This is a genomic window from Oleiphilus sp. HI0128 (assembly GCF_001635365.1).
The window spans coordinates 1-25024 of sequence record NZ_LWGG01000024.1 but is presented as its reverse complement, the minus strand read 5'-3'; the positions used below and the strand labels follow the sequence as shown (position 1 = coordinate 25024).

Below are 25024 nucleotides of genomic sequence, written 5' to 3'. Positions count from 1 at the left end.
AATATTCTGTAGACCATTCACTACAAACCTGGTGTATAATTACACCAGGTTTGTATCGAGGGAGGTGTAAAATGCCGAGACAAAGTATTACGTTAACAGAGCAAAATGATTCTTGGTTGCGAAATCATGTAGATAATGTTCAAGATTACTCTAATAAAAGTGAATTGATAAACGATCTTATCCGCAGCGCGAGAAGGGCTGAAGCAATTAATAGAAAGCTTGAAGATGCAGAATCCAGTGGTTTTGTAAATCAAATGGCATCTGAGATGCTGGCTGAATTCAAGTCAGAACTGAAGTAAGGCATGTTTGAATTTAAGATATCTTCGAATACTAAAGAAGACCTAAAGCGGATATACGCTTACGAATATAGCGAGTTTGGAGAAGCTCAGGCAGATACCTATTACCATGGTTTTTTCGATATGTTCGAGAAAATTTCTATCAACCCATATCTCTTCCAATCAGTTGACCATATTCGCCCAGGTTATAGGCGCTGCTCTTATTGCTCCGATAATATTTACTACCGTGTTAATGGTGCGGTCGTTGAAATAATGGCTATTTTAGGAGGTCAGGATATTGATTGCTGGTTATAGGAACTCTCTAGAGTTAATAAGCGATTACTGAAAGTCGAGGTCTTATTTAAAAGCCAAAATTAATTTACTTATTTTGATGAGCCCTTAATGCCGGCTTTTAAAAAATTGCATAAAAAGGAAGTTACTTAAATTGTAAATAACCGCCTTTTGACGAAATTCTACACCTGAATTCGTTCGGCAAGATCAAGCGCATCATCTACTTCAACCCCAAGATACCTTATAGTGCTGTCAATTTTAAAGTGCCCTAGCAATATCTGAATAGCTCTAAAGTTCTTTGTTTCACGATAAATAATTGAAGCTTTTGTTCGCCTCATTGAGTGGGTGCCATAAGCTGGCTAAATAATGGATACACAGAGCTTCAATGAGCACCAAACTTGCGCACTTTGAAATTACAGGTAAATTGCGGCCCCTGTTTAAACATTCACAAAATAAAAATGGGGCCAGAGTCGCAACCCCGCCCCATCAACGACTTAATTAATTACTTCATACCACGAGAGATATTCAGCTCGGAAAGCAGTTTGGTAACAGACTGTTCAATACCTGAGCTTACCGACATGCCTAGTTTATCCATCAAACTTTTCTTTGCTTTGAATTCCAAGGAATAGACCTCTGAGTCCTGACAGGCTTCTAAAATATATTCATCTGATGTTTTCAAGTCATCAACTAAAGATACTTCCTTGGCTTTAGAACCAAACCAGATATCACCATTGGCAACTGATTCAATATCAACCGATGGACGACGTTCTGAAACGTAGGACTTAAATAACTGGTGAGTATCCTCCAAGTCCGACTTAAACTTCTCTCTTCCTTCGTCAGTATTTTCACCAAACATTGTTAAGGTTCTTTTGTACTTGCCAGCAGTCAGGATCTCATAGTCGATATCATTTTTCTTCAGTACCTTGTTGAAGTTAGGCACCTGAGCCACCACACCAATCGAACCCATTATAGCGAAAGGTGAAGCAATAATCTGATCTGCAACGCACGCCATCATGTAACCACCACTCGCAGCGACCTTGTCTACGCAAGCTGTCAGTTTGATACCCTTCTGCTTAATTCGATCTAGCTGTGCAGAGGCCAAACCATAGGAATGAACCATACCGCCAGGACTTTCAAGCTTGACCACGATTTCATCGGTACCCGGACGTGCAACCAACAGTGCCGCAGAAACGGCTTCTCTGAAGCCCTCAACAGCGCTAGCTTTAATATCACCCTCGAAGCTTAGAACAAACACCTTCTTTTTATCTTCAGTGTCTGACTTCCCCTTACTTTCCTTTTCTTGCTTCTTGAGCTGCTTTTTCTTGTCTTTTAATGCTTCTTTACTCAGCATCGACTCTTCAAGCGTATCTTTGATTTCCTCGTACTTTTCATTCAATTTTTCAATCAGCATTTCCTTGCTTTCAGGCTTCTTGTTTTTTAGAGCTGCACTGCTTGCTGCAGCCATCACTATTAAAATGGCAGCAACAACTGTAATTGTCTGCGCCAAGAAGACACCGTACTCAGTCAAAAATTCCACGCGCTTATCCTCAGGTTTGATATATACAAATAACGAAAACATTATGACCATTGCATTGTTGGGCCATTATTGCCAAATACAAGGGTTTCGTTCAGATATTGTTGGCTACTAATTTACACCTTCACACCATAATTCAAACAAGCGTTCGATTTATTAGTTGACAAGCGTTTTTCGAGTAACTAATCTTGACATCCGTGAAAATCAATACGCTTCACACTCAGGCTAGCTACCTTGCACTATTGAGCTTCAACCTCATGCATATACACGTGTAGCTTAGCGATAATTGATACATAAAAAGGGTATTCTCATGTCTGTAGCTTCTACTTTCGAGACACTAAAAGAAAACTTCAACGCTGACGCAGCTAGCGGCATCGACTTGGTATTCCAATTCAACATCGAAGACGATGACAACTACAGCCTAACTATCGCTGACGGTACATGCGAACTAGCAGCTGGTGAGCACGATGATCCTTCAGTTACTTTGATCATGAACACTGAAACTCTTAAAGGCATCGTTAGTGGCGAAACTGACGGTATGCAAGCGTTCATGGCTGGTCAGCTACGTGCTGAAGGCGACATGATGCTAGCAACTAAGCTAGGCGAGCTTTTCAGCATCGGTTAGTAAGGTCTGCTTAACATGATTAAGCTAAAAAAGCCGCTTCTGCGGCTTTTTTTGTGCGTGACACTTTTTAAACCTTTTACATCACGGTAGTATTCTGTTTCTGAAAACAGTATTCCGATTTCTAAAAATAGTTTGGGACCTTAAAAAATGGGTAGAGCTTACCAAAACCGTAAAGAATCAATGGCAAAAACCGCCGACGCCAAAACCAAGGTATACAGCAAGTATGGCCGCGAGATTTATATGTGCGCAAAGTCTGGTGGTATCGACCCGGACGGTAACCTTTCACTTAGGTCAATGATTGACCGCGCCAAGAAAGATCAGGTTCCTGGTCATGTTATCGAAAAAGCGATTGAAAAGGCAAAAGGTGGTGCTGGCGAAGACTTTGCGACAGCTCGCTATGAAGGTTTTGGCCCCGGAAACTGCATGGTAATTGTTGACTGCCTAACGGACAACCCTAACCGTACCTTCGGTGATGTGCGCCAGTGTTTTACCAAAACCAAGAGTAAAATTGGTGCCCAAGGTAGCGTTGGTCACATGTTTGATCACAGTGCTATTTTCGTATTCAAGTCTGAAGATGAAGACACCGCGCTTGAAGCCTTAATGGAAGCCGATGTTGATGTCAGTGATATCGAGTGTGAAAACGGCGAAATCACGATATTTGCACCTAACACTGATTATTTCAAGGCAAAGCAAGCGCTTAACGAAGCATTCGGTACAGAGAACAAGAACGGTGAAAAGGAAGTAGACTTTAAAGTTGATGAAATCCAGTTTGTTCCACAAACAACGACTGAAATTTCAGGTGACGATATTGCTACCTTCGAAACATTTTTAGATATGCTTAACGACCTGGATGACGTGCAAAACGTTTATCATAGCGCTGAGTTTTAAAACGTTTCTCTTAGGCAGAGGGTTTCACCCCTCGCTAATGCGGAATCCAAAACAAGCCAAGGTGCTTACGTTTCAGTAAAGCACTTTGGCCGCTGCCTACCTTAATCAGCTTGCCCTTTAATCTCATAAGCCTTATCCAAACGGCTGTACCCAAGCCCGCTCATTTTTTTAATATCAATCTGAACAGGTATACGCTCTTTCAAGGCATCTATATGACTAATCACGCCAATCATTTTACCCTGAGAGTTGAGCTGATCCAGTGAATCTAGTGCGATATCCAATGTCGCACGGTCTAGCGTACCGAAACCTTCATCGAGAAATAAACTGTCAATTTGAGTTTTATAGCTAACCAGGTCAGACAAAGCCAGGGCCAGCGCCAAGCTGACCAAAAAGCTTTCACCGCCAGATAGAGTTCGTGTATCTCTATGCGAATCTGCTTGCCATTTATCGACTACCTGCAATTCCAGCCCTTGAATATCACTTCTAACCAGATAATAACGGGCATGTAGCCCCTCAAGCCTTTGGTTTGCGAGTTGTATTAAATAATCTAAGGTCAGGCCCTGTGCAAAGACTCTGAAACGTTTACCATCTTTGGAGCCTATCAAACTATTAAGGTGACTCCAATCATCGTAGCACTGTCGCTGGGCTTCAATTTCTCGCATCAGGTTTTCATGCTTTTGTTTCTGTTCTGCGTTGGTCTTAAGTATCTGCGTTAGTTCACCCTGCCTCTGACTACAAGCTTCTACTTCACTCTCCAGGCCATCAAGTAGCGCTTTGAGCTCTTCGAGTGACAAATTAGGAAGATCTTTAGCTTGTAACTCTTTTAACTGGCTCTGGGCAGTTTTTAGCTCTGCCTCCAATGTTGCTTTAGTTTTTTGTGTTTCTTCTTTTAAAGACACCAAATTCTCGATCTCTACGTCATCAAGATGAGCCTGCTGAAAGCTGGGCAGGTCTTCGAACACGCTATTCTCGAGTCTCTGCTGCCAGTCATGAGCAAGACGATCCAACTGATCTTTGTGTTCAAACTTCTGCTGCTCGAGCTGCTGCTGCTTTCCCTGAAGTGCCGATAAGTTTCTCTCGATCTCAGCTATTGACCCCTGCAAGCCCTGATAGGACAGAAGCCTTTTTTCACAATTTTGAGCCGACTTCTCACGCTCGGCACTTACATCTTTATCGCCGAACAGACGTTTGCGCTCTGCCTTCTGTACAGCAAGCTGCTCCATGAACGACTGCTGTTTCTGTTTCGCCTCGGCAAACTGGGAATTAAGCTCGCTCAATACGGCTTTGTATTGGTCATGTTGCTTTTCGATATCGCTAATTAATCCAAGCTCTGTCTGAAGTAGCTTTGCCTTGTCGTCATACAGCGAACACTCCTTTCGGGTTGTCTCCAACCACTCGCCTAAAGCACTTAAGTCCGGACTTATCACGACATCATGGCCACTAAGCTTAGCCAGATTTTCTTGTAAAGATTGATCTAGCTCCTGCTCACTACTGCATAAGCTATTGATTTGATCTTGTTTATCTTGGCACTGCTGGCTGATATAGCGATGCTCAGTTTCTTGTATCTCTTTATCTCTTATTAGAGCGTCTAATAAATTCTGTTCTACTTTCTCTTCTTCCTGGCAGGCCTCTAGTGCGCGACGGAGGTTCGATAATTTTTCATATTGATTGTCTATATTTTCAATATCACTTAAGACTTCTTCTAAAAATTGAGGGACACCTTCATCTGCTACAAGCAAACTACAATTAATTTGAGCAGCATAAGTTGCCCAAACCTGCTCGGTTTCCGCCTCTTTTTTCAGTGACTCCTCTGCTCTTATTCTTAACCCTTCAAGTTCCGCACCTTGACGAATTAAGGCTTCCTTCTTGGCAAGTCCCTGCTCTTTTAACGCTTCAGCAACTTTTTCTTGAGCAAGAAGCTCATCATTCGTTGACGAAGACTCAAGCTCGCCATATCCATCTAACATTGGATGATCCACGGAACCACACAAAGGGCAAGCTTCGCCTTCTTTTAATTGTGCTCGGTGCTCACTTAAGCTGACAATACGGTTTTCGAGCAAGACTCTTTCTTTTAATGACAAGAAATACTTATTAGCTTGCTGATAGGCTGTTCGAAGGCTAACAAGCTCAGCCTCAAGGCTTGCTATCGAAGCATCTTGTTTTTCGATAGACGACAGGATTTGTCGACAACTAAGCTTTTGATCCTGCGCTTGCTCAAATATTCTCTTGCACTCGGCTACCGCATTCTTTCTAAGGGAATTCTGTTGAATAAGATTCTCTAACGTTTCCAAACTCAACTGCTTATTAAGCTCTTCTAGAAAGCGATCTAGTGCTGTTTTTNCACTCGAAGATCGACTAAGGAGTTTTTTATGCTCTTGCTCTCGGATAACAAGTTGCGAATTTAATTCTCTTAGGCCTTTTTCCTTCGCCAACTTAACTGCATTGTCGCTTTCAAGCAGCTTTGCCAGAGACACCGTTTGCTCTTTTACCCGGTTATACTGTTGGAATAGCGTGGCAATCCCGTCAAGCTGGGTTTGCGCACCTCTAAGCCACTCATGCTTTTCCAGCCACTCGCCCACGGACTTAGTTATGTCGTGGCTATTTTTAATCTGCTTGGCACAGTCTTGCAGCTGTTTTAGCGTTTGAGTTTTTCTGGCGTCTATTTCAACTAATTCGGCATCGGCGGTTGATATGCTTTTCTGCTGGGAAGTAATACCTTGATCTAAAGGAACCAGCTGCTCAACTAGAAAGTTTTCTAGTCTTACATGGGTATTCTGAGCATCCTGGTATTCATTTTTAGCAAGCTGACAATTACCTTCTAATAGGTGGAATTCCTCTTGCTTTAAGCTACAAGAGGCATTGATTTCCTGGAAGTTTTTATCATATTGGTTTTGTTGAGCTTGAGCGCGCTGATATTGTTCATAATATGGTGAGAGCACTCTCGCTGGTAGGGCTCTTTCAAGCCTTGCAAACTCGGGTGCTAAACTGTCGCAATATTGAACATGCGCATCGAGCGCTGAACGACACTGCTTATTACTCGCCTGCAATTTTTCAAGCTTTTCAATATGAGAAACCTGTGCCTGAATATCGCCTCTTTTAAGCAAAGCAGTCTTACGCTTTTCTTCGAGGGCCTGTTCTTCAGCATACAGTAATTCAAGCTCCTCGGGACTAGTCTGCTCTAGACCTTCCAACTTGGCCGTCAGTAGCGTGTGTCGCTCTTTTTCTTGTCGAAAGCGTTCAAACACCTCGCTAGAAACTCTGCCGTATATGTCCGTTCCCGTTAACTCTTCAAGAAGTTCTGCCCGGTCTCCCGAATTTGCATTGAGGAAGGCTGCAAAGCCACCTTGAGCCAGAAGCATGGATTTTGTAAAACGTGAAAAATCCAAGCCCGTTATTTCGGCGATATGTTCTAGTTTGTCGCGGAGCTTATCAGCAATAATTTTATCGCGCCCCTCCTCACCGGCCCCGAGTAGTGCTAGCTCAACTTTGGGGCTTTGTAATTTTCCATCAGCTTTGCTTCGCGCCCTTCTTACTTCCCAAAATGCGCGAAAAACCTGGTCACCCTTAACACTGAACTCCACCTCACACATGCATTCGTGACAATGACGAGTCATTACCTTCTCAGCAGGTGATGGTTCATTTAAACGCGGTGTTTGGTGGTATAAGGCAAGGCAAATTGCATCTAACAGCGTAGATTTTCCGGCACCAGTAGGCCCAGTGATTGCAAATAAACCGTTGCTTGCGAAAGGCTCCTGAGTGAAGTCAATAAACCACTCCCCTCGTAGAGAGTTGATGTTCTTAAGGCGAATACTTAGTATTTTCATAACTGCAGCTCTAGAGCTTGTCTCCTTGCTCAGCTTGTAGCAGCGCCTCTTTAAACATCTGTTGCAGACGGCTTTTTAGTGCATCATCGATTCCATCTGGCTCTAATGACAGCCGTTTTTCAAAGACTTCGCTTGCTTTAAGCTCCTGTAAACGTTCGCTACTTTCGGCGACCAGGCTTAACCCTTTTCGATTTCTGCTGCGCTTCAAACAAAGCACTTCGATATTGCTATCGACCACTAACTCTTCGATGCGTTTCTGAAGGTCTTCAAGATAATCCTGTTCTTCAACTTCTACCTCAAGCCAAATAGTCTCACTAAGGTCACCATTGCTTTCTGAACAATAAGCACTGCCATCACGACCGCCCTTCAACTCTGAAAGTTTAGTGCTAATCTCCTCGAGGTTTCCTTTTATTTTGTACAGCTGCTGAAAAACCGGTACATCTATGGCATCCACCGTCACACCAGCCTCATCAAACTCTACCACTTGCACTGACTTTTTCTGGTTTAGCTCGTCAAAGCTAAGCGGAATTGGCGAACCACTATAGTAGATATTGCCATTGCCCTTAATTTGCTGCTGTTTATGGATATGTCCCAGGGCAATGTAATCTGCCGAGGGAAATGATGATGCTGAAAACGCCTCCAAGGTGCCGATATAAATATCCCTAACCGATTCACTTGTGCGCGCGCCGACGACTGTTAAGTGCCCTGTCATAATAATCGGGATCTTTGAATCATTAACATCTCTTAAACCCAGTGCCTTACTATAAAGCACCTGATAGTGCTGCTTTATCGCATCTTGTACATCTCGTTGCTTTTCTTTCCCTGTCGAACCGGAGTGACTACCAACCAGGTCTCTAGCTCTTAGAAATGGAACGGCACATATAATTCCCTTTATTTCTCCAGCAGCGCCTGTCACGGGCAATAGCTGTTGCTCGTAGGTATTCTCGTTTGCAGAAGAAATTACATGCGTGTTGAAGTGTGCAAGCAAGTCAGAGGTTTCTTCAAGCATGGCGACAGAATCATGATTTCCGGCAACAATAACGAGAGGCACAGCCTTGTTTGTCGCTTCACTAAAGTCAATCACAAACTTGTGATAAAGTTCGCGAGCATAGCTAGGTGGAGCCCCGGTATCAAATATATCGCCGGCAACAATAACGGCGTCAACCTCATGCTCAAGAACCTGCTCAACCAGCCAATTAAGGAAACCCTGATGTTCTTTTTGGCGACTTTTACCCATGAAATACTGACCAAGATGCCAGTCGGAGGAGTGAATTATTTTCAAGATGTTGACCCGATTTTCAATTTGAAGACTAATTTACCCCTTATTTTTGTGAAGTAAAGGCATTTTATTGCGGACTTGGTTCACATGGTTGCATAAGCTTTCAAAGTGATACAAAGATCACCTTGTTAATTTTCTTGTAAAAGATAAGTTTAATAGTAGCAATGAATTAGCAGGACTTATTGAGACAGATTATGAAAAGACAACTCATCTATCACACACCGATTGCACTCGATGCACAAAGCTATAAAACAAGTGAAGCATCTGTTTTATCAGGCCAAGGGGTACATGAGAGAGCAACGATTAAAACCATTTCTCGTGACGGCATATGCCTAAACTGTGACCAAGAAACCTTGCATCGCTTACTACCCAATACACCTTCGGTATCACCTAAGTGTCCGGTTAAAGTTGAAGTCGCATTTAAATTAGAAAGCTTTCTTCAAATTAATGCAGATGTAATCTGTATTAGACGCTTATCTAAAGATACCTTTCAACTTGAGTTACGCTTTGGCGCCTTAGATGCCGAAGCTGAGTGTGAAATTGACGCCTATATTGAACATTCACTATACAAAGAAAAGAGTAAAGTAGTGCAGCCGATAAGAGCTATGAATGAATATTCTGCAGTTGCTTAAGCATTTGATGATGTATAACTAGTTCACACCCAAGCTATGCTCTCGATGTGAACACTGATTTAAGTATTGGCTGGCTTAAAGCTACTTAGTGGGAGTAAGGGTAGGAATAGTATCTTGCTTACTTTCGGTGAGAGCACTAACAAGCTCTGCTTCTGGACGAGAGATGCCACAACTATTCATTAGGTCATCGATCCCCGCTCCCAACTCCACCAAACGTGACGCTTCGGAGTAAGAAACTTTAGTCGGGTCATTTTTCTGCATTTCGTCTATTATGGCTTCAAGCTCTTCGACACGCTTTTCCAGAGCAATAACCTTACGCCCAACACCCATTGAGCCATGGCTAATTCCCTGAACTTCTTTTGATAGCTCATCGACCAGATCAGCAGTGCTCCTTTCTGATAAGGTAATGCTACGCTTGATTACCAAAGCGTACACCGCAAGCAAACATACGAGTATCGCTGAAACCAATGGAACAAACTCTACAGAAATTGACATGCCTACTCCTCATAGCCCTCAATTAGCATTGAGGGCCAAAAACAAATTGGCTATCGAGTTTAGAACGAGCCCATTTCAGACCATTCTTCTTCAGATAGCATCTTCTCAAATTCAACCAAGATAATCAGTTCGCCGTTCTTATTACAAACGCCCTGTATAAATCTTGCACTTTCTTCGTTGCCGACATTCGGCGCAGTTTCCATTTCAGAGTGTTTAATATAAACAACCTCTGCAACCGAGTCGACCAGAATACCAATAACCTGCCCATCAATTTCAAGAACAACGATACGAGAATGGTCAGTTACATCGGCACTAGGTAAACCAAATCGAGCCCGTGTATCGATAACCGTTACTACATTACCGCGCAGATTGATAATACCCAACACATAGTTAGGTGCGCCTGGCACGGGGGCAATTTCAGTATAACGTAATACTTCCTGAATCTGCATTACGTTAATACCATACGTCTCGTCTGCTAAGCGAAAAGTGACGTTTTGCAGAATCGGATCTTCAGCAGCATGGCTACTGTGCCCAGTGTTTGATGTCATTAGTTGACCCCTTACCTATTTCCTAAAAGACAATAATTCGCGCCAAGTTTTCAAAGCTTTACTCTCTCACGTCAAAAACTTAACAGATCATCTTCTAAATATAGAGCATCGCACAATCTATGCCAGAAAATAGTGACACAATTATCAAGAAATTGAGCTTCCATTGCCAGAAGCTTTCTCTTCTAGCATCAAGCTCATTACGTCTGCGTCGAGTAAAGCACACATATGCCCTATCACCGTACCAGATAACCACGCTCGACTCGTACGCTCACTGCGCCATTTAACCATATCAGGTTCAAGCTGAATGGATTCGTGAACTGAGTCGCAAGCTAAGCCCCAATTATTTCCACCCAGTCTAATAATGAACTGATATCCGGCCCGAGCATCCTCGCTCCAACGGTCCGGCATGACCCATTGAGCTGTATCGACTACTCTGACATTTCTATCCAAATGTCTATACAAGCCCATAAAATAATCTGCCCGGCCGACAATTGGCGTGAGCTCCTTTTCAATTTTATAGATTGCACCGAGAGAAACTAAAGGCACCGCAAGCTTTAAACCCGCTACAGAAAAGATCAAACACTCGAAGCGATCTTGAGCCCATGAAGGCGGCCCAACTTGTCCAGGCTCACCAGGCGTAACCAAAGCTGTTCTTTTTTCATGTATCTTTTCAATTTCAGAAACTTCAGTAGTCACAGCCTCCCTAGCCTGAACTTTAGCGTCTACCTTGGTATCACTCAGGGGTGCAGGTGCAGAAACGGATACCTTTGGCTTGTCGACAGTTTCAACAAGTACTTCTTGCTTAACCTTTGTTTTAAGCTCGGGCTCGGCTTTAAGACCAAGCTTCGCTTCCAAGCGGGAAAGCTGAGCCGCGCTCAACTTTGACTTTTTCTTCTCCAGAATCGCTAAGGCCGTCTTTCTATCTAGCTTAGTCTGAAGCTTTTGTTCAGTCTTTTGCTCGGTCTTAACTTCAAGCTTTTGCTTTACTTTAAGGTTCTGCTCAGATAACTCTTTAACACTCGGCTTGGTTTTAACCGGCGCAAGCTTTGGAAATGCAGCAGGTATAATCAGAGGTGAAATTTTTGATCTTTCAGGCTCAGCAAATTGAGGCTTAGCCGGCTTCACTTTTGCAAAATTTGCTTTTGCAATAACCTTAGGCTTTAACTTGGATCCTACTCTGCCTTCAAGTGGCTCTTTAGACCTTGTATGCATTACATTCACGGAGTCTAGAGAGTGTAATTCCGCGTCACTAAGCTTGTTTTTGTGTATTGTATCTAAGTCTTTTAAAGGTTGCTGATCGGCAACTGAGCCAAGCATATCAAAGAAGTATTCATCCATAGCATCAGATGAGCTGACATTCTCGTCCTGATCGAATTCACGCCCTCCATGAATAGAGTGCTTCTTATCGATATCTTCAGAGCTCATCGCACACTCTCTACAGACTGCTCCGCTAACCAAAAAGCAGCGTAGTAATCATCTATAGCTTGCTCAGAGTAGTCTAAGAAGCATTGCCGAACTCGCGGTGAAAGCGGTTTTCTTAAGTAATAGAGAAATGTTAATAATACTATCTGGGCCTCACACTGAGACCGAAAACTTTGATCATCGTCTTCTCTTACCATTTTAATTGTCGGAATAAGAGATAGGTCAGGCGAAATAGCTTCAGTCGTTTTAACAGTGGAACCACCCAAAATCCCAAGAACTGGCTGAGCGCATTGTGGCTCTGATGCCACCCTGGTAACACTAGTTACCGAATCAACATGACTTGGCTTACGTGAAGTGACAGATCCGCCCTGATTTTGCCGACCTTCATTTGTAAGATTGGCTTCTTCAGCAAACTCACAATCGGCACTTATATTTTCTTGCTCACTGACGTGTGCGCTTTCAGAAATTTGAGCAGATGACTCATTCAGATAGTTTTCGGATGTATGCTCTGCCGAAGAACATGAGCTATCATTAGGCTTACTAACAGGCACAGGGTCGCTACCAAACATATCGCTCAGGTAATCATTTAGCAAATCTTCCGTGCTAGAGTGAGGCGTCCTGCTGTCAGTGTTATCCTGAGTCATTTGATAGTGTAATTAATCTCTCGTATGAGTTTAAAGCCTGATAAAGCCTTAGGCATTATTGCTTGTCAGCTCTTTAAGCGTCTGCAGTAGCTTCTTATAAGCTCTCACTCCGTGAGTATCAGCGTCGTAAATAGATGGTACCAGACCTTTCATACTTGCATCTCGGAACTTCGTATCAACGGGAACGGCATACTTCCAGACATCATCTCCCCACGTCGATTTGATGGTACGCAAGCTTTGTGTTGAAGCCTGTGTTCGACGATCAAACATGGTAGGCAGAATAAGATGTCTTAAATTGCTTTTCTGAGACCGAATAACCATACCCAAAGTATGCATCATTCTTTCCAAGCCTTTAATCGCAAGAAACTCTGTTTGACAAGGTACGATGAGCTGCTGGCTCGCAGCAAGAGAGTTGATCATTAGTACACCCAATGAAGGCGAATTATCGATCAAGACGTAGTCATATTGATCCCACAACATTGCCAGCGTTTTCGAAATGATCAGCCCCATACCTTCAACGCCAACCATTCTACGTTCAAGCGTCGCTAAAGCCGTTGAAGCAGGCATTAAATCCAGACCCGGGCAAGAAGTGTCAGTAATCAGTTGTTCAGGAAGACCATCAGGAACCTTACCCTGATGCATAAACAAGTCGAACGCACTTTGCTCAATCGTATCCGGGTCGTAACCAAAATAACTGGTTAAAGACCCATGCGGATCAAGATCCATAACCAACACTCTTTTGCCTTCTTGTGCCAACAACCCGCCTAGCGTTACTACACTAGTCGTTTTACCGACCCCGCCTTTCTGATTGGCAATACCCCAGATTCTCACCGCGTCACCTCTGAAAAATTATATTTTAGCTTTGCTCAAGCATACCATTTAGCCTAGCTGGCTAGAATATCCTGCTAGGGATACTTGCTAATTCTGTATCGCTTGAACAAATGAACAACGGAAATGGCATAAAGTTGCCGAATTTACGTCACTAATAATCTTAATAGTGTACAGAGCACAAATCGTGCCATCGGCACAGTATTGAAAGGTAAATACTTAGAAAATATTTCTTTATAAATGAATGAGCTACGAGACTTACTTCATTAAGCCCTGACGAATATCCTGACTTTTGGAAATTAATAGAACAACGCGGCGGTTTTTGCTTTTTCCAGCTGCCGTATCATTCCTAGCAGCAGGTTGAAACTCTCCGTAACCCATCGCGCCCATGCGAGAAGGCGACACCCCCTCCAGTGCGAGGTATCTAACAACTGTGGCTGCTCGCGCTGCAGAGAGCTCCCAATTAGATGGGAATACAGGGCTTCGAATAGGAACATTATCAGTATGCCCCTCTACCAGCATAGCGTTATCGTGCTGGTTCATAATACCTGCAATTTTTTCAATAATTGGCAAAGCATCATCAACAGGCTCCACACCGCCGCTTTGAAAAACAACCGTATCATCCAACGAGATCTCGATCCAATCGTCTTTCTTCTGAACGCTTACCTTTTCCTCGAATATCAAGTCTTCAAAGTTATCTTCAAACTCCCCTGCTATCATTTCGAGTTGGAGGTCTTCTTTGCTAGGTTCCTTCTTTTTCTTTCGTTGATCAGGGGGTGGTGATGACTCACCGATCATTGGTTGGATAAAAATTTCACGTGAATCCGGAGAGGTAGAGCGAGGACTTATATCTCCAACCTGAATTGGCTTTATGGTTTTCGCGGGAGCGTTAAAGACCCCTTCCAAACTCTCAGAAAGGACTTTATATTTACCTTCATTTACCGAAGAAATTGAATACATCACAACGAAGAAAGCAAACAGCAAAGTGATAAAGTCAGCGTATGATACTAACCAACGCTCATGATTATCATGCTCTTCTTCTAATTGCCTGCGCATAGCTTAGCTCAAGTGATAGTTAAGTGATAAAGCCGCGTAGCTTTAGCTCGATTGAACGAGGGTTCTCTCCCTCTGAGATTGCCACCAAGCCTTCGATAAGCATTTCTCTATACTGGGATTGCCGTTGAATCACAGACTTTAGCTTACTACCGACTGGGAAAAACAGCAGGTTGGCAAATGCAACGCCATAAATTGTCGCTACAAAGGCAGTCGCGATACCAGCGCCAAGAGAGGATGGGTCAGCAAGGTTACTCATAACATGTATCAGACCCATTACTGCGCCAATGATACCAATGGTAGGAGAATACCCCCCCATCCCGTCATAGATCTTTGCTGAACTAAGGTCATGACGCTCTTTAGAAATAAGATCCAACTCAAGTACATTTCTAATCACTTCAGGCTCAGCACCATCAACGAGCAGCTGAAGACCTTTACCAGCAAAAGGCTCATCTTCTTTCTCGACTGAAGACTCTAGCCCAAGCAAGCCCTCTTTTCTTGCTCGCATACTCCAGGAAATAACCTTTTCAATCCCGTCATCAATCGACACATAAGGCGGTATAAACACCCAGCGCAACATGACAATGCCTCGCTTTAATGTCTGAAAAGGAGTTTGTAACAATATCGCAGCAAACGTACCGCCTATAACTATTAAGGCAGCGGGGCCATTAAATAATGAATCAATATGGCCACCCTCTAGGTAGTTACCACCTAAAATGGCACCAAAGCCAAGGATAACACCTAAGATACTCAGCAAATCCATTACATCACTCCTTCAATCACGTGATCTGCTATGGCGTCAATATCAAAAGAGCCGTCAGAGTAACCAGCCTTGTCAACTGCCATCGGCATTCCATAAATTACGCAGCTTTTTTCGTTCTGAGTATAAACCGTGGAGCCAGACTGTTTAAGCAAGCGGCAACCTTCTCTACCATCGGCCCCCATACCAGTCAGAACAATTCCCAAAACTCTTCCGGGGAACGCTTTCGAAGCTGAACCGAAAGTCACGTCGACGGAAGGTTTGTAGGTCAACCTAGCATCACCTTCCAAAATTGAGATAGACCGACCTTTACCCGAGACAATCATTTGCTTAGCTCCAGGTGCTAAAATTGCTGTTCCTGCCTGCAATGTTTGCCCATCTACTCCATGCTTAACGGTAAGTTGACATAAATTGTTTAGGCGCTCTGCAAATGCAGGGGTAAAGGTCTCAGGCATGTGCTGAACAATCAGTACAGGAACCGGCAGATTAGCCGGTAGCTTTGACAGTACTTTTTGTAAGGCAACCGGCCCACCCGTTGAAGCGCCGATGACTAGAAGGTCTACCGGGTGAGATAACTTCTTGGCTCTGTGCGTGGCGCGTTGACCACGATTAGTACTCTGTACTTCCGGGCGTGACGGCACACTTTTATTTGTAGTGCTTGGGCGTCCGCTCACTGCTCTACGCTTTAAAACACTTGAACTCTCACTTGCTTGTATACTGGATGAAGCCTCGGGGTTTAGTGAGCTAGCGCTGCTAACCGAGCCACTTTGAGAAGTTCCACTCTTTTTTGCAATAGCCAGGATTCTTTTCTTCAGAACCTCTTGCATTTTCCCTGCATCGCGAGCGATATCTTCAAAATTCTTTGGTAAAAAATCGACCGCTCCAGCTTCTAGCGCATCTAGCGTTACACGAGCACCTTCGTAGGTAAGAGATGAGAACATTAGAATAGATGTAGGACATTCTTGCATGATATGGCGAATAGCTGTAACGCCATCCATAACAGGCATCTCGTAATCCATGGTGACCACATCAGGGGACAATTTCTTTACGAGCTCAATTGCTTCACGCCCGTTTGACGCAGTACCAACGATCTTGATTTCAGAAACCAAGCTTAGAATTTCACAAACCCGTTTCCGAAAAAAGCCAGAATCATCTACAACTAATACAGTGACACTCATCGAATCTAACAAGCGCCCCCGTAGCGATAAAGATTGCAGCGTGTACTATAGCGACAGCGCATCCTGATTTTTAGCCTATGCGTAGCGGTCTAATAGACTTGGAATATCTAGTATCAAGGCGATACGACCATCACCCGTAATCGTTGCGCCGGCCATGCCTGCTGTGCCATGTAGCATGTCACCAAGTGGTTTAATCACGACTTCTTCTTGGCCAACCAACTGATCCACAATAAAGCCTACGCGCTTACTACCCACAGCGACAATCACCACATGAGCAGAATCAGTATCTTCAGTGTATGAATTCACTAACCAGCGTTTGATGTAAAACAAGGGATAAACATTATCACGAACAACAACACACTCCTGTCCATCAACAACATTTGTCTTGGTCAAATCAAGGTGGAAAATTTCAACCACACTAACCAGAGGAAAAGCAAAGGACTGATTTCCAAGCTTAACCATCAAGGTAGGCATGATCGCCAAAGTTAAGGGTACTTTAATTGAAAGTCGCGAGCCTTTACCTAACTCAGAATCAATATTTACCGTACCGTTTAACTGGGTAATTTTTGTCTTAACAACATCCATTCCCACACCACGGCCGGAAATATCGGATATTTCCTGCTTAGTCGAAAAGCCAGGTGCAAAAATAAGGTTATAACATTCGCTATCGCTTAAGCGATCAGCAGCGTCTTGGTCGTAAATGCCTTTTTCAACAGCTTTTTGACGTAGAACCTCAGCATCCATACCTGCGCCATCATCTTCAATGGCTAGCATGATATGATCACCTTCCTGCTGTGCTGACAGAACCACCTGCCCTATACGTTCCTTACCTTTCGTCACACGGTCATCAGGCATTTCAATGCCGTGGTCTACAGCGTTTCGTACAAGGTGAACCAAGGGGTCAGATAGCGCTTCAACAAGGTTCTTATCAAGGTCAGTATCTTCACCAACCAGAACCAGGTTAACCTCTTTCTTAAGGTTCCGAGCCAAATCTCGCACAACCCTGGGAAAACGTCCAAAGACCTTCTTAATCGGCTGCATTCGAGTTTGCATAACCGCTGACTGAAGATCACCTGTCACGACATCTAAGTTGGACACAGCCTTCTGCATGGACTCGTCACTGCTTGCATCGCCAAGACGTTTTAGTCGGTTACGCACAAGCACCAATTCACCCACCATATTCATGATATCGTCTAGGCGCTTTGTATCAACACGAACTGTTGTTTCTGTCGCTATGGTTTCATTCTTCTTCGATGCCGCTTTAGCAGCTGGTTTTGCAGCCGGCTTTGGCTTAGCTGCAGCTGCTGAGGCTGGGGCCGGTGCAGGCGCTGGCTTTGGTGTGGGCTCTGGAGCCGGCGCAGAACTGGCAGCAGCCTTGGTCGTTGGCGACCCGCCTGCTCCATGAAGTTCATCCAGTAGCTTTTCGAACTCATTATCGGTAATCAACTCTCCATCACCGCCAGCAGGAGTAGCTGACGCTTCAGACGTGGCATCACCTGCAGCAATACCTTCGCTATTGAACTGACCTTCACCATGCAAGTCATCCAATAGTTTTTCAAATTCTTCTTCGCTTATATCACCCGACTCTGGCGAGCTGTTCGTGTCGCCACCCGCAGCCGGTTCTTCAAAAAACAAATCCGCCGAGGAGCTGTCTGGTGAAGCTGAGGCACCAGCACTTTCGCTGACACCAACAGGAGCACCGGAACCGTGTAGCTCATCTAACAAGTTTTCGAATTCGTCATCGGTAATTTCGTCAGATTCTTGTTCGGATGCCGCTGGTGCACTCCCTTTACCCGCATCATCATCTAATGCATCCAAGAGCTGTTCAAACTCATCATCAGTAATATCAGCCTCTTCAGCAGAGGCTTCTGCAGCAACCGGCTCCGGTGTTGGTTCAACAGCTGCAGGTTCAGCAGCAGGCGCAGCATCAGCAGGTTTCGCAAAACGTTCTAACTCACTTAAAAGCTGTGGGTCAGCTGGGGTTGGATCTTGGCCATCTCTGACTTCACTGAACATTTCGTTTACAGAGTCTAACGCACGTAAAACGACATCCATTAAGTCAGCATCAAGACTTCGCTTACCATTTCGCAGAATATCGAACACGTTTTCTGCAATATGACAACACTTGACCAGTGCATCCAACTGTAAAAAGCCTGCTCCACCCTTTACAGTGTGAAACCCTCTAAAAATTGCGTTTAGCAAATCTTTATCGTCTGGATTTTGCTCTAGATCAACCAGTTGCTCTGAAAGAAGCTCGAGTATCTCTCCAGACTCTACAAGAAAGTCCTGAAGTATCTCATCATCCGCTTCAAACCCCATCTTCTACGCCCCTTTAAAATCCTAGACTGGACAGCAAATCATCCACATCATCCTGGCCAGAAACAACGTCTTCGCGTTGCTCTGCATGGAGTTGTGGACCTTCACCCTCAATGCCTGTTTCTTGTTTTTCTACTTCGTGGACTGTTCCTGTAATCTGGTCAACCTTACCGGCCATTCTGACCAAATTAACAAGATTCTCTTCAACATCTTTAACCAATCCGGTGACTCGTTGAATCACTTGACCAGTTAAGTCTTGGAAAGACTGCGCTAACAGTATTTGCGTGAGATTATCATTTACTTTATCTGAATCCTCACACAACTTTCCAAGGAAAGTTCCCATTGTGGCTGTCAGCGTTCTAAACTCATCAGGTTTCATTTCCTTACGCTGTAAGCGAGACCAATCCATCTTGAGTTTTTTCGCTTCCTGGCTGATTCCTGAAGCATAAGGCATGGTTTCTTCGACAAGATCCAAGGTCTTGTTTGCAGCCTTATTGGTCATATCAACCACATACGCGAGTCGGTCGGACGCATCCTCTATAGTAGACAGGTCATCTTTAGCCGTCTCACTGGAAGCATCGATGTGAAAGTTCCGAATTGACTCGTGTAGCGACCGAGTTAAGCGACCGACTTCTTGGTACAGAGTTTTATCCCGAGTCTCATTTAACTCAGAAATAATACCTAACGCCCCCGACAAGTCTCCTTTGTCAATTCGCTCCTTCAACTCATTAGCCTGAGCCTTCAAAGTCTGCTCAAAACCGCTTAGAGGTTCGCTATTTATTAGCTTTGCGTCAGTCATGAATCGCTCAGCCTTAGGAATCGATACGTTCGAAGATTTTCTCAATCTTCTCTTTTAAAACAGCTGCGGTAAATGGCTTAACGACATAACCGTTCACACCTGCTTGCGCGGCAGCAACTATCTGATCTCGTTTAGCCTCAGCCGTTACCATTAGCACAGGAAGACTTTTGAGGTTATCGTCAGAACGAACATGCTGAAGCAACTCAATACCAGTCATCCCAGGCATATTCCAGTCAGTCACCAGAAAGTCATACTTACCTGTTTGAAGCATTGGTAAGGCAGTACTACCATCGTCAGCTTCATCAGTATTAGTAAACCCTAGGTCACGCAATAGGTTCTTAATAATTCGTCTCATTGTAGAAAAATCATCTACTACGAGAATTTTCATATCTTTATTCAAGTCGACCTCCACTCATGTCGATACCCGAAATTACATTTTAATACCTAAAAACAAGTCTAGTCGGTGTTCTTAGGCTAGCCAGTTTTTTTTGATATTTGTTTCACTTATCGGCACATTTCTTAACAACTATATAAAATCAAGCCAATTTATTAATTTTATTCGCTTTATTTTCCCCTTACATGGGGGACAAACTTTGAGAAAAGAGGTCTAAGCAAATAGTTCGATCAGGCTAAGACAAACTGCAATCAGGTACGCCAATCACTCATTCTAGCTTTCAAACGCATCGCTGCTTGAGAATGTATTTGACTTACTCGAGACTCACTAACAGAGAGCACCAAACCAATTTCTTTAAGATTCAACTCTTCTTCATAATATAAAGACAAAACCATTTTTTCACGCTCAGGGAGAACATCAATCTCTTTGGCCAAAGCTCGACGAAAGGCATCATTCTGAACATCCGTCGCGGGCGTGTCATTCTCGGACAAATACTCTTCACTAGAAACGTCACCTGACTCACTTAGCTCTTCAAAGCTAAATAACTTGCCACTAGCGCTGTCTTTCAAGCAAGCAAAGTATTCCTCAAGCGTCATACCTAACTCTGAGGCAACCTCGTCATCCTGCGCATCACGACCCTCTCTATCTTCAATAGCCTTGATCGCTTCACTTATCTTTCTTGCATTCCGATGAACAGACCTTGGCACCCAGTCTCCCCGGCGCACCTCATCCATCATCGAACCACGAATTCTAATGCCCGCATAAGTTTCAAAGGACGCACCTTTAGAAGCTTCATACTTCCTGGAAGCCTCTAATAACCCGATCATACCAGCCTGAATTAAATCATCGACCTGAACGCTAGACGGTAGACGAGATATCAAATGATGCGCAATTTTTTTGACTAAAGGCGCATGAGACCGAATCAAATCATCGGCACGTTTTACTTGAGCGTCTGTATACATCAGCCTATGACACCGGAACTAAACACGTTCTAGTTTGAGGTAGCCTGAACCAGGCGCTCAACAAAGAACTCCAAATGACCTTTTGGAGAAGAAGGCAGTGGCCAGCTATCCGCTTTTTGGGCAAGCGTCTTATATGCCAACGATGCTTTTGCACGAGGATACACATCAGAAACAGCCCGTTGACGCTGCACTGCTTTTTTCACCGACTCATCGAAAGGGATTGACCCAACATACTGCAGAGCAACATCGAGAAATCTCTCAGTAACGTGAGCAAGCTTGGAATAGAGGTGGCGCCCCTCTTCCTGCGTTTTAACCATATTCGCCAGTACACGAAAACGGTACATATCGTAATCGCGATTTAACAATTTAATTAGCGCATATGAATCGGTAATCGATGTAGGCTCATCACATACGACAACAATAACTTCTTGCGCAGCCCTAAGAAACGAAACAACACCATCGGATATACCTGCTGCGGTATCAATAATCAGGACATCGAGATCTTCAGAAATTTCACTAAAGGCATTAATTAAACCGGCATGTTCCATTGGATTCAAAGAAACCATTTTTTGCGTACCAGATGAAGCTGGTACTACTTTTATTCCTTTGGGCCCATCAACCAAAACGTCACGCAGAGAACATTCGCCACTTATCACATCCGCTATATTGCTTTTAGAGGTGATACCTAACAAAACATCAACATTAGCCAAACCTAAATCGGCATCTAAAAGTACGACACGACGCCCCATCTCAGCGAGCATAATCGAAAGGTTAATAGACACATTACTTTTGCCCACACCACCTTTACCGCCAGTTACCGCGATTACCTGAACCGGATTAGAATTCGCCATACTGGTGAAAATCCCCTTTTATACATCTAATTATTTTTCGCACTTCAGTTTATTCAACCATATTGAGATCTTCGTGATACTGAAACATTGACCGTATTTTCAGTGTATGCTGCATAATCTTGCTACATTCAGCTCTATATTTTAATCAACGCTAATAAGAGTTTAGCAGATATGATTAAGTTTACGCAGAATGAGAGAATATTTGATCTAAACCACCTTCATGCTCTTGGGCGCTGATTGTTACCCATCGCTCCGAACTATTCAATAAAGATTCAGCTCTCGAGAGGATTTCTTTTTGCCTAAACACATGAATATCCTCAGGAACTCGCTGACCGTCAGTAAAATAACTGGCTTTGAGACGCGTATCGATAAGAAAGCTCATCACCTCACCCAGGCTAACAGCTTCATCAACCTTAGTAATAATGGCGCCTGACAAGCCTACCATTTTGTAGTGATGGTAATTTGAACACATCACCTGATACTGCCCTACAGACGATACAACAAGGTGTGACTGAATATCATGACCCGACAGCTTTAATTCCTGCAGCTGCTCAGACCAGCACGCGTCGGTATGCATTAGGCCAGCAGTATCAACCAAGACAAGTTTTTTGTGACGCAAGCCATCAAGTATGGTATCCAGACTATGACGCTCATCAACAACATGGACAGGCACATTGAGTATTCTGCCAAACACCTTTAGTTGCTCGTGCGCAGCTATGCGGTATCTGTCAGTTGTCACCAAGGCTATATCATCAGCACCATGTCGAATAACAAACTGAGCAGCCATTTTACCTATTGTCATGGTCTTACCACTACCTGTAGGCCCAACCAATGCAATGACGCCACCCTGCTCGATCAGGTCATCTTCAGGAGCCGATATTAAAGCTGAAACACCCTGTGAAACACGAGACCATGCCTGACTGTAGTCCATACCTAAATCAACCATTGCCATTAGCCGTTTTTTAAGATCCCCGGCAATACAAAGGGATTCGAGTTTACGTTCGATTTTGCTGAGCGTAGCCGATTGCTCACGTTCTTTTTCATTCTGCACTTGCTTGTAAGCCTGCCCGGACATTAGTTTTTTAATCTCTAATATCTCTGCACGCATATCCGATAATTCGCCCCACGGAGTACCATTTTGTTTAGCATCATGTGACGCAGCCTTGCGCTCCATTGCCGAAGAGCTTGCCTCTGGTTCAGACACTGCCTCTGAATCGTTCTCTTGCGCAAGAGCATCAGGCCGCTCTTTACGCTTAGCCTTAACCTCTTCTATCTTTCTACGCGCACTATCTAGCTCTTTTTGCAGTTTCAGGTGTTTTTCTGCATGCATACGAGCAAGTTGGGAAGGGCTAGGCTCGCCACGCTCTATCAATTGACTTTCGATGGTTTCAGGTGAGACATCTTCCTCATAGTCGAGCGCAGCAACAATTTCGACACCACCGTCAACTTTTGAGTTGGATAAGATAACCGCATCGGGGCCAAGTTCTTCTCGAACCATTTTTAAAACTTCTTGCATGGTCGCTGAAAAAAAGCGTCTAACTTCCATAAGGAATCACCTGATTATGTTTACTACTCATCACTTCAATTGAACCTTGGAGCGAGTTCTACCGACACGACGTCAATTTATTGACCTACGTTCGCGACGATTGTTATTTGTTTATTGTTTGGCACTTCCTGGTAAGAAAGGACATTAATCGGGTCACTCCCAAACCTTACAAACTTAGCAAGCACTGGTCTCAAAGGCCCTGATACCAAAAGGATTGCAGGCTTTCCGAGCATTTCCTGGCGTTGAGCTGCTTCACCGAGCGATCGCTGAAGTGTTTCAACTATTCGGGGCTCAAGTATCATTCCCATATCATCACCCGCGCCAGTTTTTTGTGACTGCTGCACAGACTTTAGCAATAACTGTTCCAAGTCGGGCTCTAAGGTAATAACGGGGATTTCATCATCATTTCCACAAATATTTTGGACAATCAATCTTTTCATACCCTGTCGACATGCTTCTGTTAGCAGGGTGGAATCAGCTGACTTTGGAGTTACATTAACCAGCGCTTCAGCGATCGAACGCATATCTCTAATAGGTACGTCCTCGATCAATAGACTCTGAAGAACTTTTAATAACAGACTGACTGTTAATGTATTTGGAACCAGCTCTTCTGATAGCTTAGGTGACACCTTCGCCAACTGATCCAACCATTGCTGTACCTCCTCATGCCCCAATAACTCACTAGCATGCTTCTGAAGCACTTGATTCAAGTGTGTCGCCACCACAGTACTCGCATCGACAACGGTATAACCTAGCGTTTGCGCATGATCCTTTTGAGAACTCTCAACCCAGATTGCATCAAGCCCAAAAGCAGGGTCTCTACCCTCAACCCCGTCAATTTTCCCAAAGACCTGACCCGGGTTAATAGCTAGCTCTCTCTCTGGGTGAATTTCTGCTTCAGCAATCGTTACGCCCATCAAGGTGATTCGGTAAACATTTGGCATAAGGTCAAGATTGTCGCGAATATGAACTGAAGGCATTAAGAAACCTAACTCTTGCGACAGCTTTTTACGCACCCCTTTTATCCTACCAAGCAATGCCCCCCCCTGATTTTTATCAACAAGAGGAATTATGCGATAACCAACTTCCAGGCCTATAATATCGACCGACAAAACATCATCCCAGCCAAGCTCTTTGTACTCTTCTTTAGGCTGTCCATCAGCCGATATTTGACCTTGATTATCAGGCGTTACATTAGCACCGCCAGACATATTAGGCTGAGCACCTGACCTGCGAGCACCCGGAGCGCTTGCTTCAACCTCTTCACCTTTCGATCTCTTGTTTTGACCATACCAAGCAAAAAATGCTAAACCGCCACCCAAACCCAAGAATGCCAAATGAGGCATGCCCGGTACCAGACCCATTGCGATAAGAATGCCTGAGGCCACATATAAAGCCTTTGGGGATAGAAACATCTGATCAAGAACTTGTGACGACATGTCCTGCATACTACTAACACGTGTCACCATAATTGCTGCGGCGGTAGAAAGTAGTAGCGAAGGAATCTGTGCAACCAAGCCATCACCAATAGTCAGTAGCGAATACTTTTCCATTGCATCAGAGAATTCTAGATCATGCTGCACCATGCCAATAGAGAGACCGCCTATGATATTGATCGCTAAAATCAACAAACCCGCAATGGCATCACCACGAACAAACTTACTGGCACCATCCATAGAACCATAAAAGTCAGCCTCCGTTGCAATTTCTTCACGACGTGACTTGGCTTCTTCCTGTTCGATAATGCCAGCATTAAGATCAGCATCAATCGCCATCTGTTTACCCGGCATCGCATCGAGCGTAAAGCGCGCACTAACCTCCGAGACCCTGCCAGCACCCTTTGTTACAACAACAAAGTTAATAATCATCAAAATAGCAAA

23 protein-coding genes and 1 pseudogene are annotated in these 25024 nt (G+C 44.0%); 5 read left to right on the top strand and 19 right to left on the bottom strand.

What is annotated here, in order from left to right; translation table 11 throughout:
• The coding region (locus tag A3763_RS00465) for a type II toxin-antitoxin system ParD family antitoxin (RefSeq protein WP_369823070.1) at positions 1–299 on the top strand (299 nt) is incomplete at its 5' end.
• A gap of 3 nt (positions 300–302) precedes the next feature.
• The gene (locus A3763_RS00460) at positions 303–590 is read left to right on the top strand and encodes a type II toxin-antitoxin system RelE/ParE family toxin (RefSeq protein ID WP_068512156.1); all 288 of its coding nucleotides are present in this window, start codon (positions 303–305) and stop codon (positions 588–590) included.
• A gap of 158 nt (positions 591–748) precedes the next feature.
• Here A3763_RS00460 and A3763_RS26585 read toward each other — a convergent pair.
• Both A3763_RS26585 and sohB read right to left on the bottom strand, forming a co-directional pair.
• Positions 749–919 (bottom strand): annotated as a pseudogene (locus A3763_RS26585) (integrase); the annotation flags it as partial.
• A gap of 149 nt (positions 920–1068) precedes the next feature.
• Positions 1069–2103, bottom strand: coding sequence for a protease SohB (sohB, locus tag A3763_RS00455; RefSeq protein WP_068512159.1), 1035 nt, complete (start codon positions 2101–2103; stop codon positions 1069–1071).
• A 307-nt stretch (positions 2104–2410) separates the two neighbouring features.
• Between sohB and A3763_RS00450 the strand changes: the two genes are divergently transcribed.
• Positions 2411–2725, top strand: a complete 315-nt coding sequence (locus tag A3763_RS00450) for an SCP2 sterol-binding domain-containing protein (protein ID WP_068507398.1) — start codon at positions 2411–2413, stop codon at positions 2723–2725.
• 147 nt (positions 2726–2872) lie between these two features.
• Positions 2873–3613 (top strand): YebC/PmpR family DNA-binding transcriptional regulator, encoded by a 741-nt coding sequence (locus tag A3763_RS00445; RefSeq protein WP_068513720.1) that lies wholly within the window; start codon positions 2873–2875, stop codon positions 3611–3613.
• Between the two features lie 101 nt (positions 3614–3714).
• On the opposite strand, the gene A3763_RS00440 is transcribed toward A3763_RS00445, so the two are convergent.
• Both A3763_RS00440 and sbcD read right to left on the bottom strand, forming a co-directional pair.
• Positions 3715–7437 carry an SbcC/MukB-like Walker B domain-containing protein gene (locus A3763_RS00440; protein WP_068759800.1) on the bottom strand — a complete coding sequence of 1241 codons (3723 nt, stop codon included), beginning with the start codon at positions 7435–7437 and terminating at the stop codon, positions 3715–3717.
• Positions 7438–7447: 10 nt separating this feature from the next.
• Positions 7448–8719 carry an exonuclease subunit SbcD gene (gene sbcD / locus A3763_RS00435; RefSeq protein WP_068513726.1) on the bottom strand — a complete coding sequence of 424 codons (1272 nt, stop codon included), beginning with the start codon at positions 8717–8719 and terminating at the stop codon, positions 7448–7450.
• A 191-nt stretch (positions 8720–8910) separates the two neighbouring features.
• On the opposite strand from sbcD, the gene A3763_RS00430 reads away from it, so the two are divergent.
• Positions 8911–9348: a hypothetical protein gene (locus A3763_RS00430; RefSeq protein ID WP_068513731.1), complete on the top strand. Its 438-nt coding sequence runs from the start codon at positions 8911–8913 to the stop codon at positions 9346–9348.
• Between the two features lie 81 nt (positions 9349–9429).
• Here A3763_RS00430 and A3763_RS00425 read toward each other — a convergent pair whose 3' ends face one another.
• The 15 genes from A3763_RS00425 to A3763_RS00355 all read right to left on the bottom strand — a co-directional run.
• Positions 9430–9843: a DUF2802 domain-containing protein gene (locus A3763_RS00425; protein ID WP_068513732.1), complete on the bottom strand. Its 414-nt coding sequence runs from the start codon at positions 9841–9843 to the stop codon at positions 9430–9432.
• Positions 9844–9902: 59 nt separating this feature from the next.
• Entirely contained in the window at positions 9903–10391 is a 489-nt protein-coding gene (locus A3763_RS00420; RefSeq protein ID WP_068506790.1) for a chemotaxis protein CheW, read from the bottom strand.
• Positions 10392–10535: 144 nt separating this feature from the next.
• Positions 10536–11816, bottom strand: a complete 1281-nt coding sequence (locus A3763_RS26580; protein ID WP_082880325.1) for a CheW domain-containing protein — start codon at positions 11814–11816, stop codon at positions 10536–10538.
• On the bottom strand, positions 11813–12457 hold the full coding sequence (locus A3763_RS00410; RefSeq protein WP_068513734.1) for a hypothetical protein: 645 nt from the start codon (positions 12455–12457) through the stop codon (positions 11813–11815). Before A3763_RS00410 ends, A3763_RS26580 begins: the two co-directional genes overlap by 4 nt.
• 48 nt (positions 12458–12505) lie before the next feature.
• Positions 12506–13288 (bottom strand): ParA family protein, encoded by a 783-nt coding sequence (locus tag A3763_RS00405; RefSeq protein ID WP_068513736.1) that lies wholly within the window; start codon positions 13286–13288, stop codon positions 12506–12508.
• Between the two features lie 255 nt (positions 13289–13543).
• Positions 13544–14341, bottom strand: coding sequence for a flagellar motor protein MotD (gene motD / locus A3763_RS00400; protein WP_068513739.1), 798 nt, complete (start codon positions 14339–14341; stop codon positions 13544–13546).
• Between the two features lie 19 nt (positions 14342–14360).
• Complete coding sequence (locus tag A3763_RS00395) at positions 14361–15101, bottom strand: flagellar motor protein (protein WP_068513742.1); 741 nt, start codon at positions 15099–15101, stop codon at positions 14361–14363.
• Complete coding sequence (locus tag A3763_RS00390) at positions 15101–16276, bottom strand: chemotaxis response regulator protein-glutamate methylesterase (RefSeq protein WP_068513746.1); 1176 nt, start codon at positions 16274–16276, stop codon at positions 15101–15103. The genes A3763_RS00395 and A3763_RS00390 overlap by 1 nt, the downstream gene beginning before the upstream one ends.
• Before the next feature lie 75 nt (positions 16277–16351).
• Positions 16352–18595, bottom strand: a complete 2244-nt coding sequence (locus tag A3763_RS00385; protein WP_068511932.1) for a chemotaxis protein CheA — start codon at positions 18593–18595, stop codon at positions 16352–16354.
• A gap of 13 nt (positions 18596–18608) precedes the next feature.
• Positions 18609–19391, bottom strand: coding sequence for a protein phosphatase CheZ (locus A3763_RS00380; RefSeq protein WP_068511930.1), 783 nt, complete (start codon positions 19389–19391; stop codon positions 18609–18611).
• 13 nt (positions 19392–19404) lie between these two features.
• On the bottom strand, positions 19405–19791 hold the full coding sequence (gene cheY / locus A3763_RS00375) for a chemotaxis response regulator CheY (protein WP_068511934.1): 387 nt from the start codon (positions 19789–19791) through the stop codon (positions 19405–19407).
• 245 nt (positions 19792–20036) lie between these two features.
• The gene (locus A3763_RS00370; protein ID WP_068511927.1) at positions 20037–20747 is read right to left on the bottom strand and encodes an RNA polymerase sigma factor FliA; all 711 of its coding nucleotides are present in this window, start codon (positions 20745–20747) and stop codon (positions 20037–20039) included.
• 29 nt (positions 20748–20776) lie between these two features.
• Complete coding sequence (locus tag A3763_RS00365; protein WP_068511924.1) at positions 20777–21598, bottom strand: MinD/ParA family protein; 822 nt, start codon at positions 21596–21598, stop codon at positions 20777–20779.
• 181 nt (positions 21599–21779) lie between these two features.
• Entirely contained in the window at positions 21780–23144 is a 1365-nt protein-coding gene (gene flhF, locus A3763_RS00360) for a flagellar biosynthesis protein FlhF (protein WP_068511921.1), read from the bottom strand.
• A 77-nt stretch (positions 23145–23221) separates the two neighbouring features.
• Positions 23222–25024: flagellar biosynthesis protein FlhA (locus tag A3763_RS00355; RefSeq protein ID WP_068759799.1), on the bottom strand; the 1803-nt coding region annotated here is incomplete at its 5' end.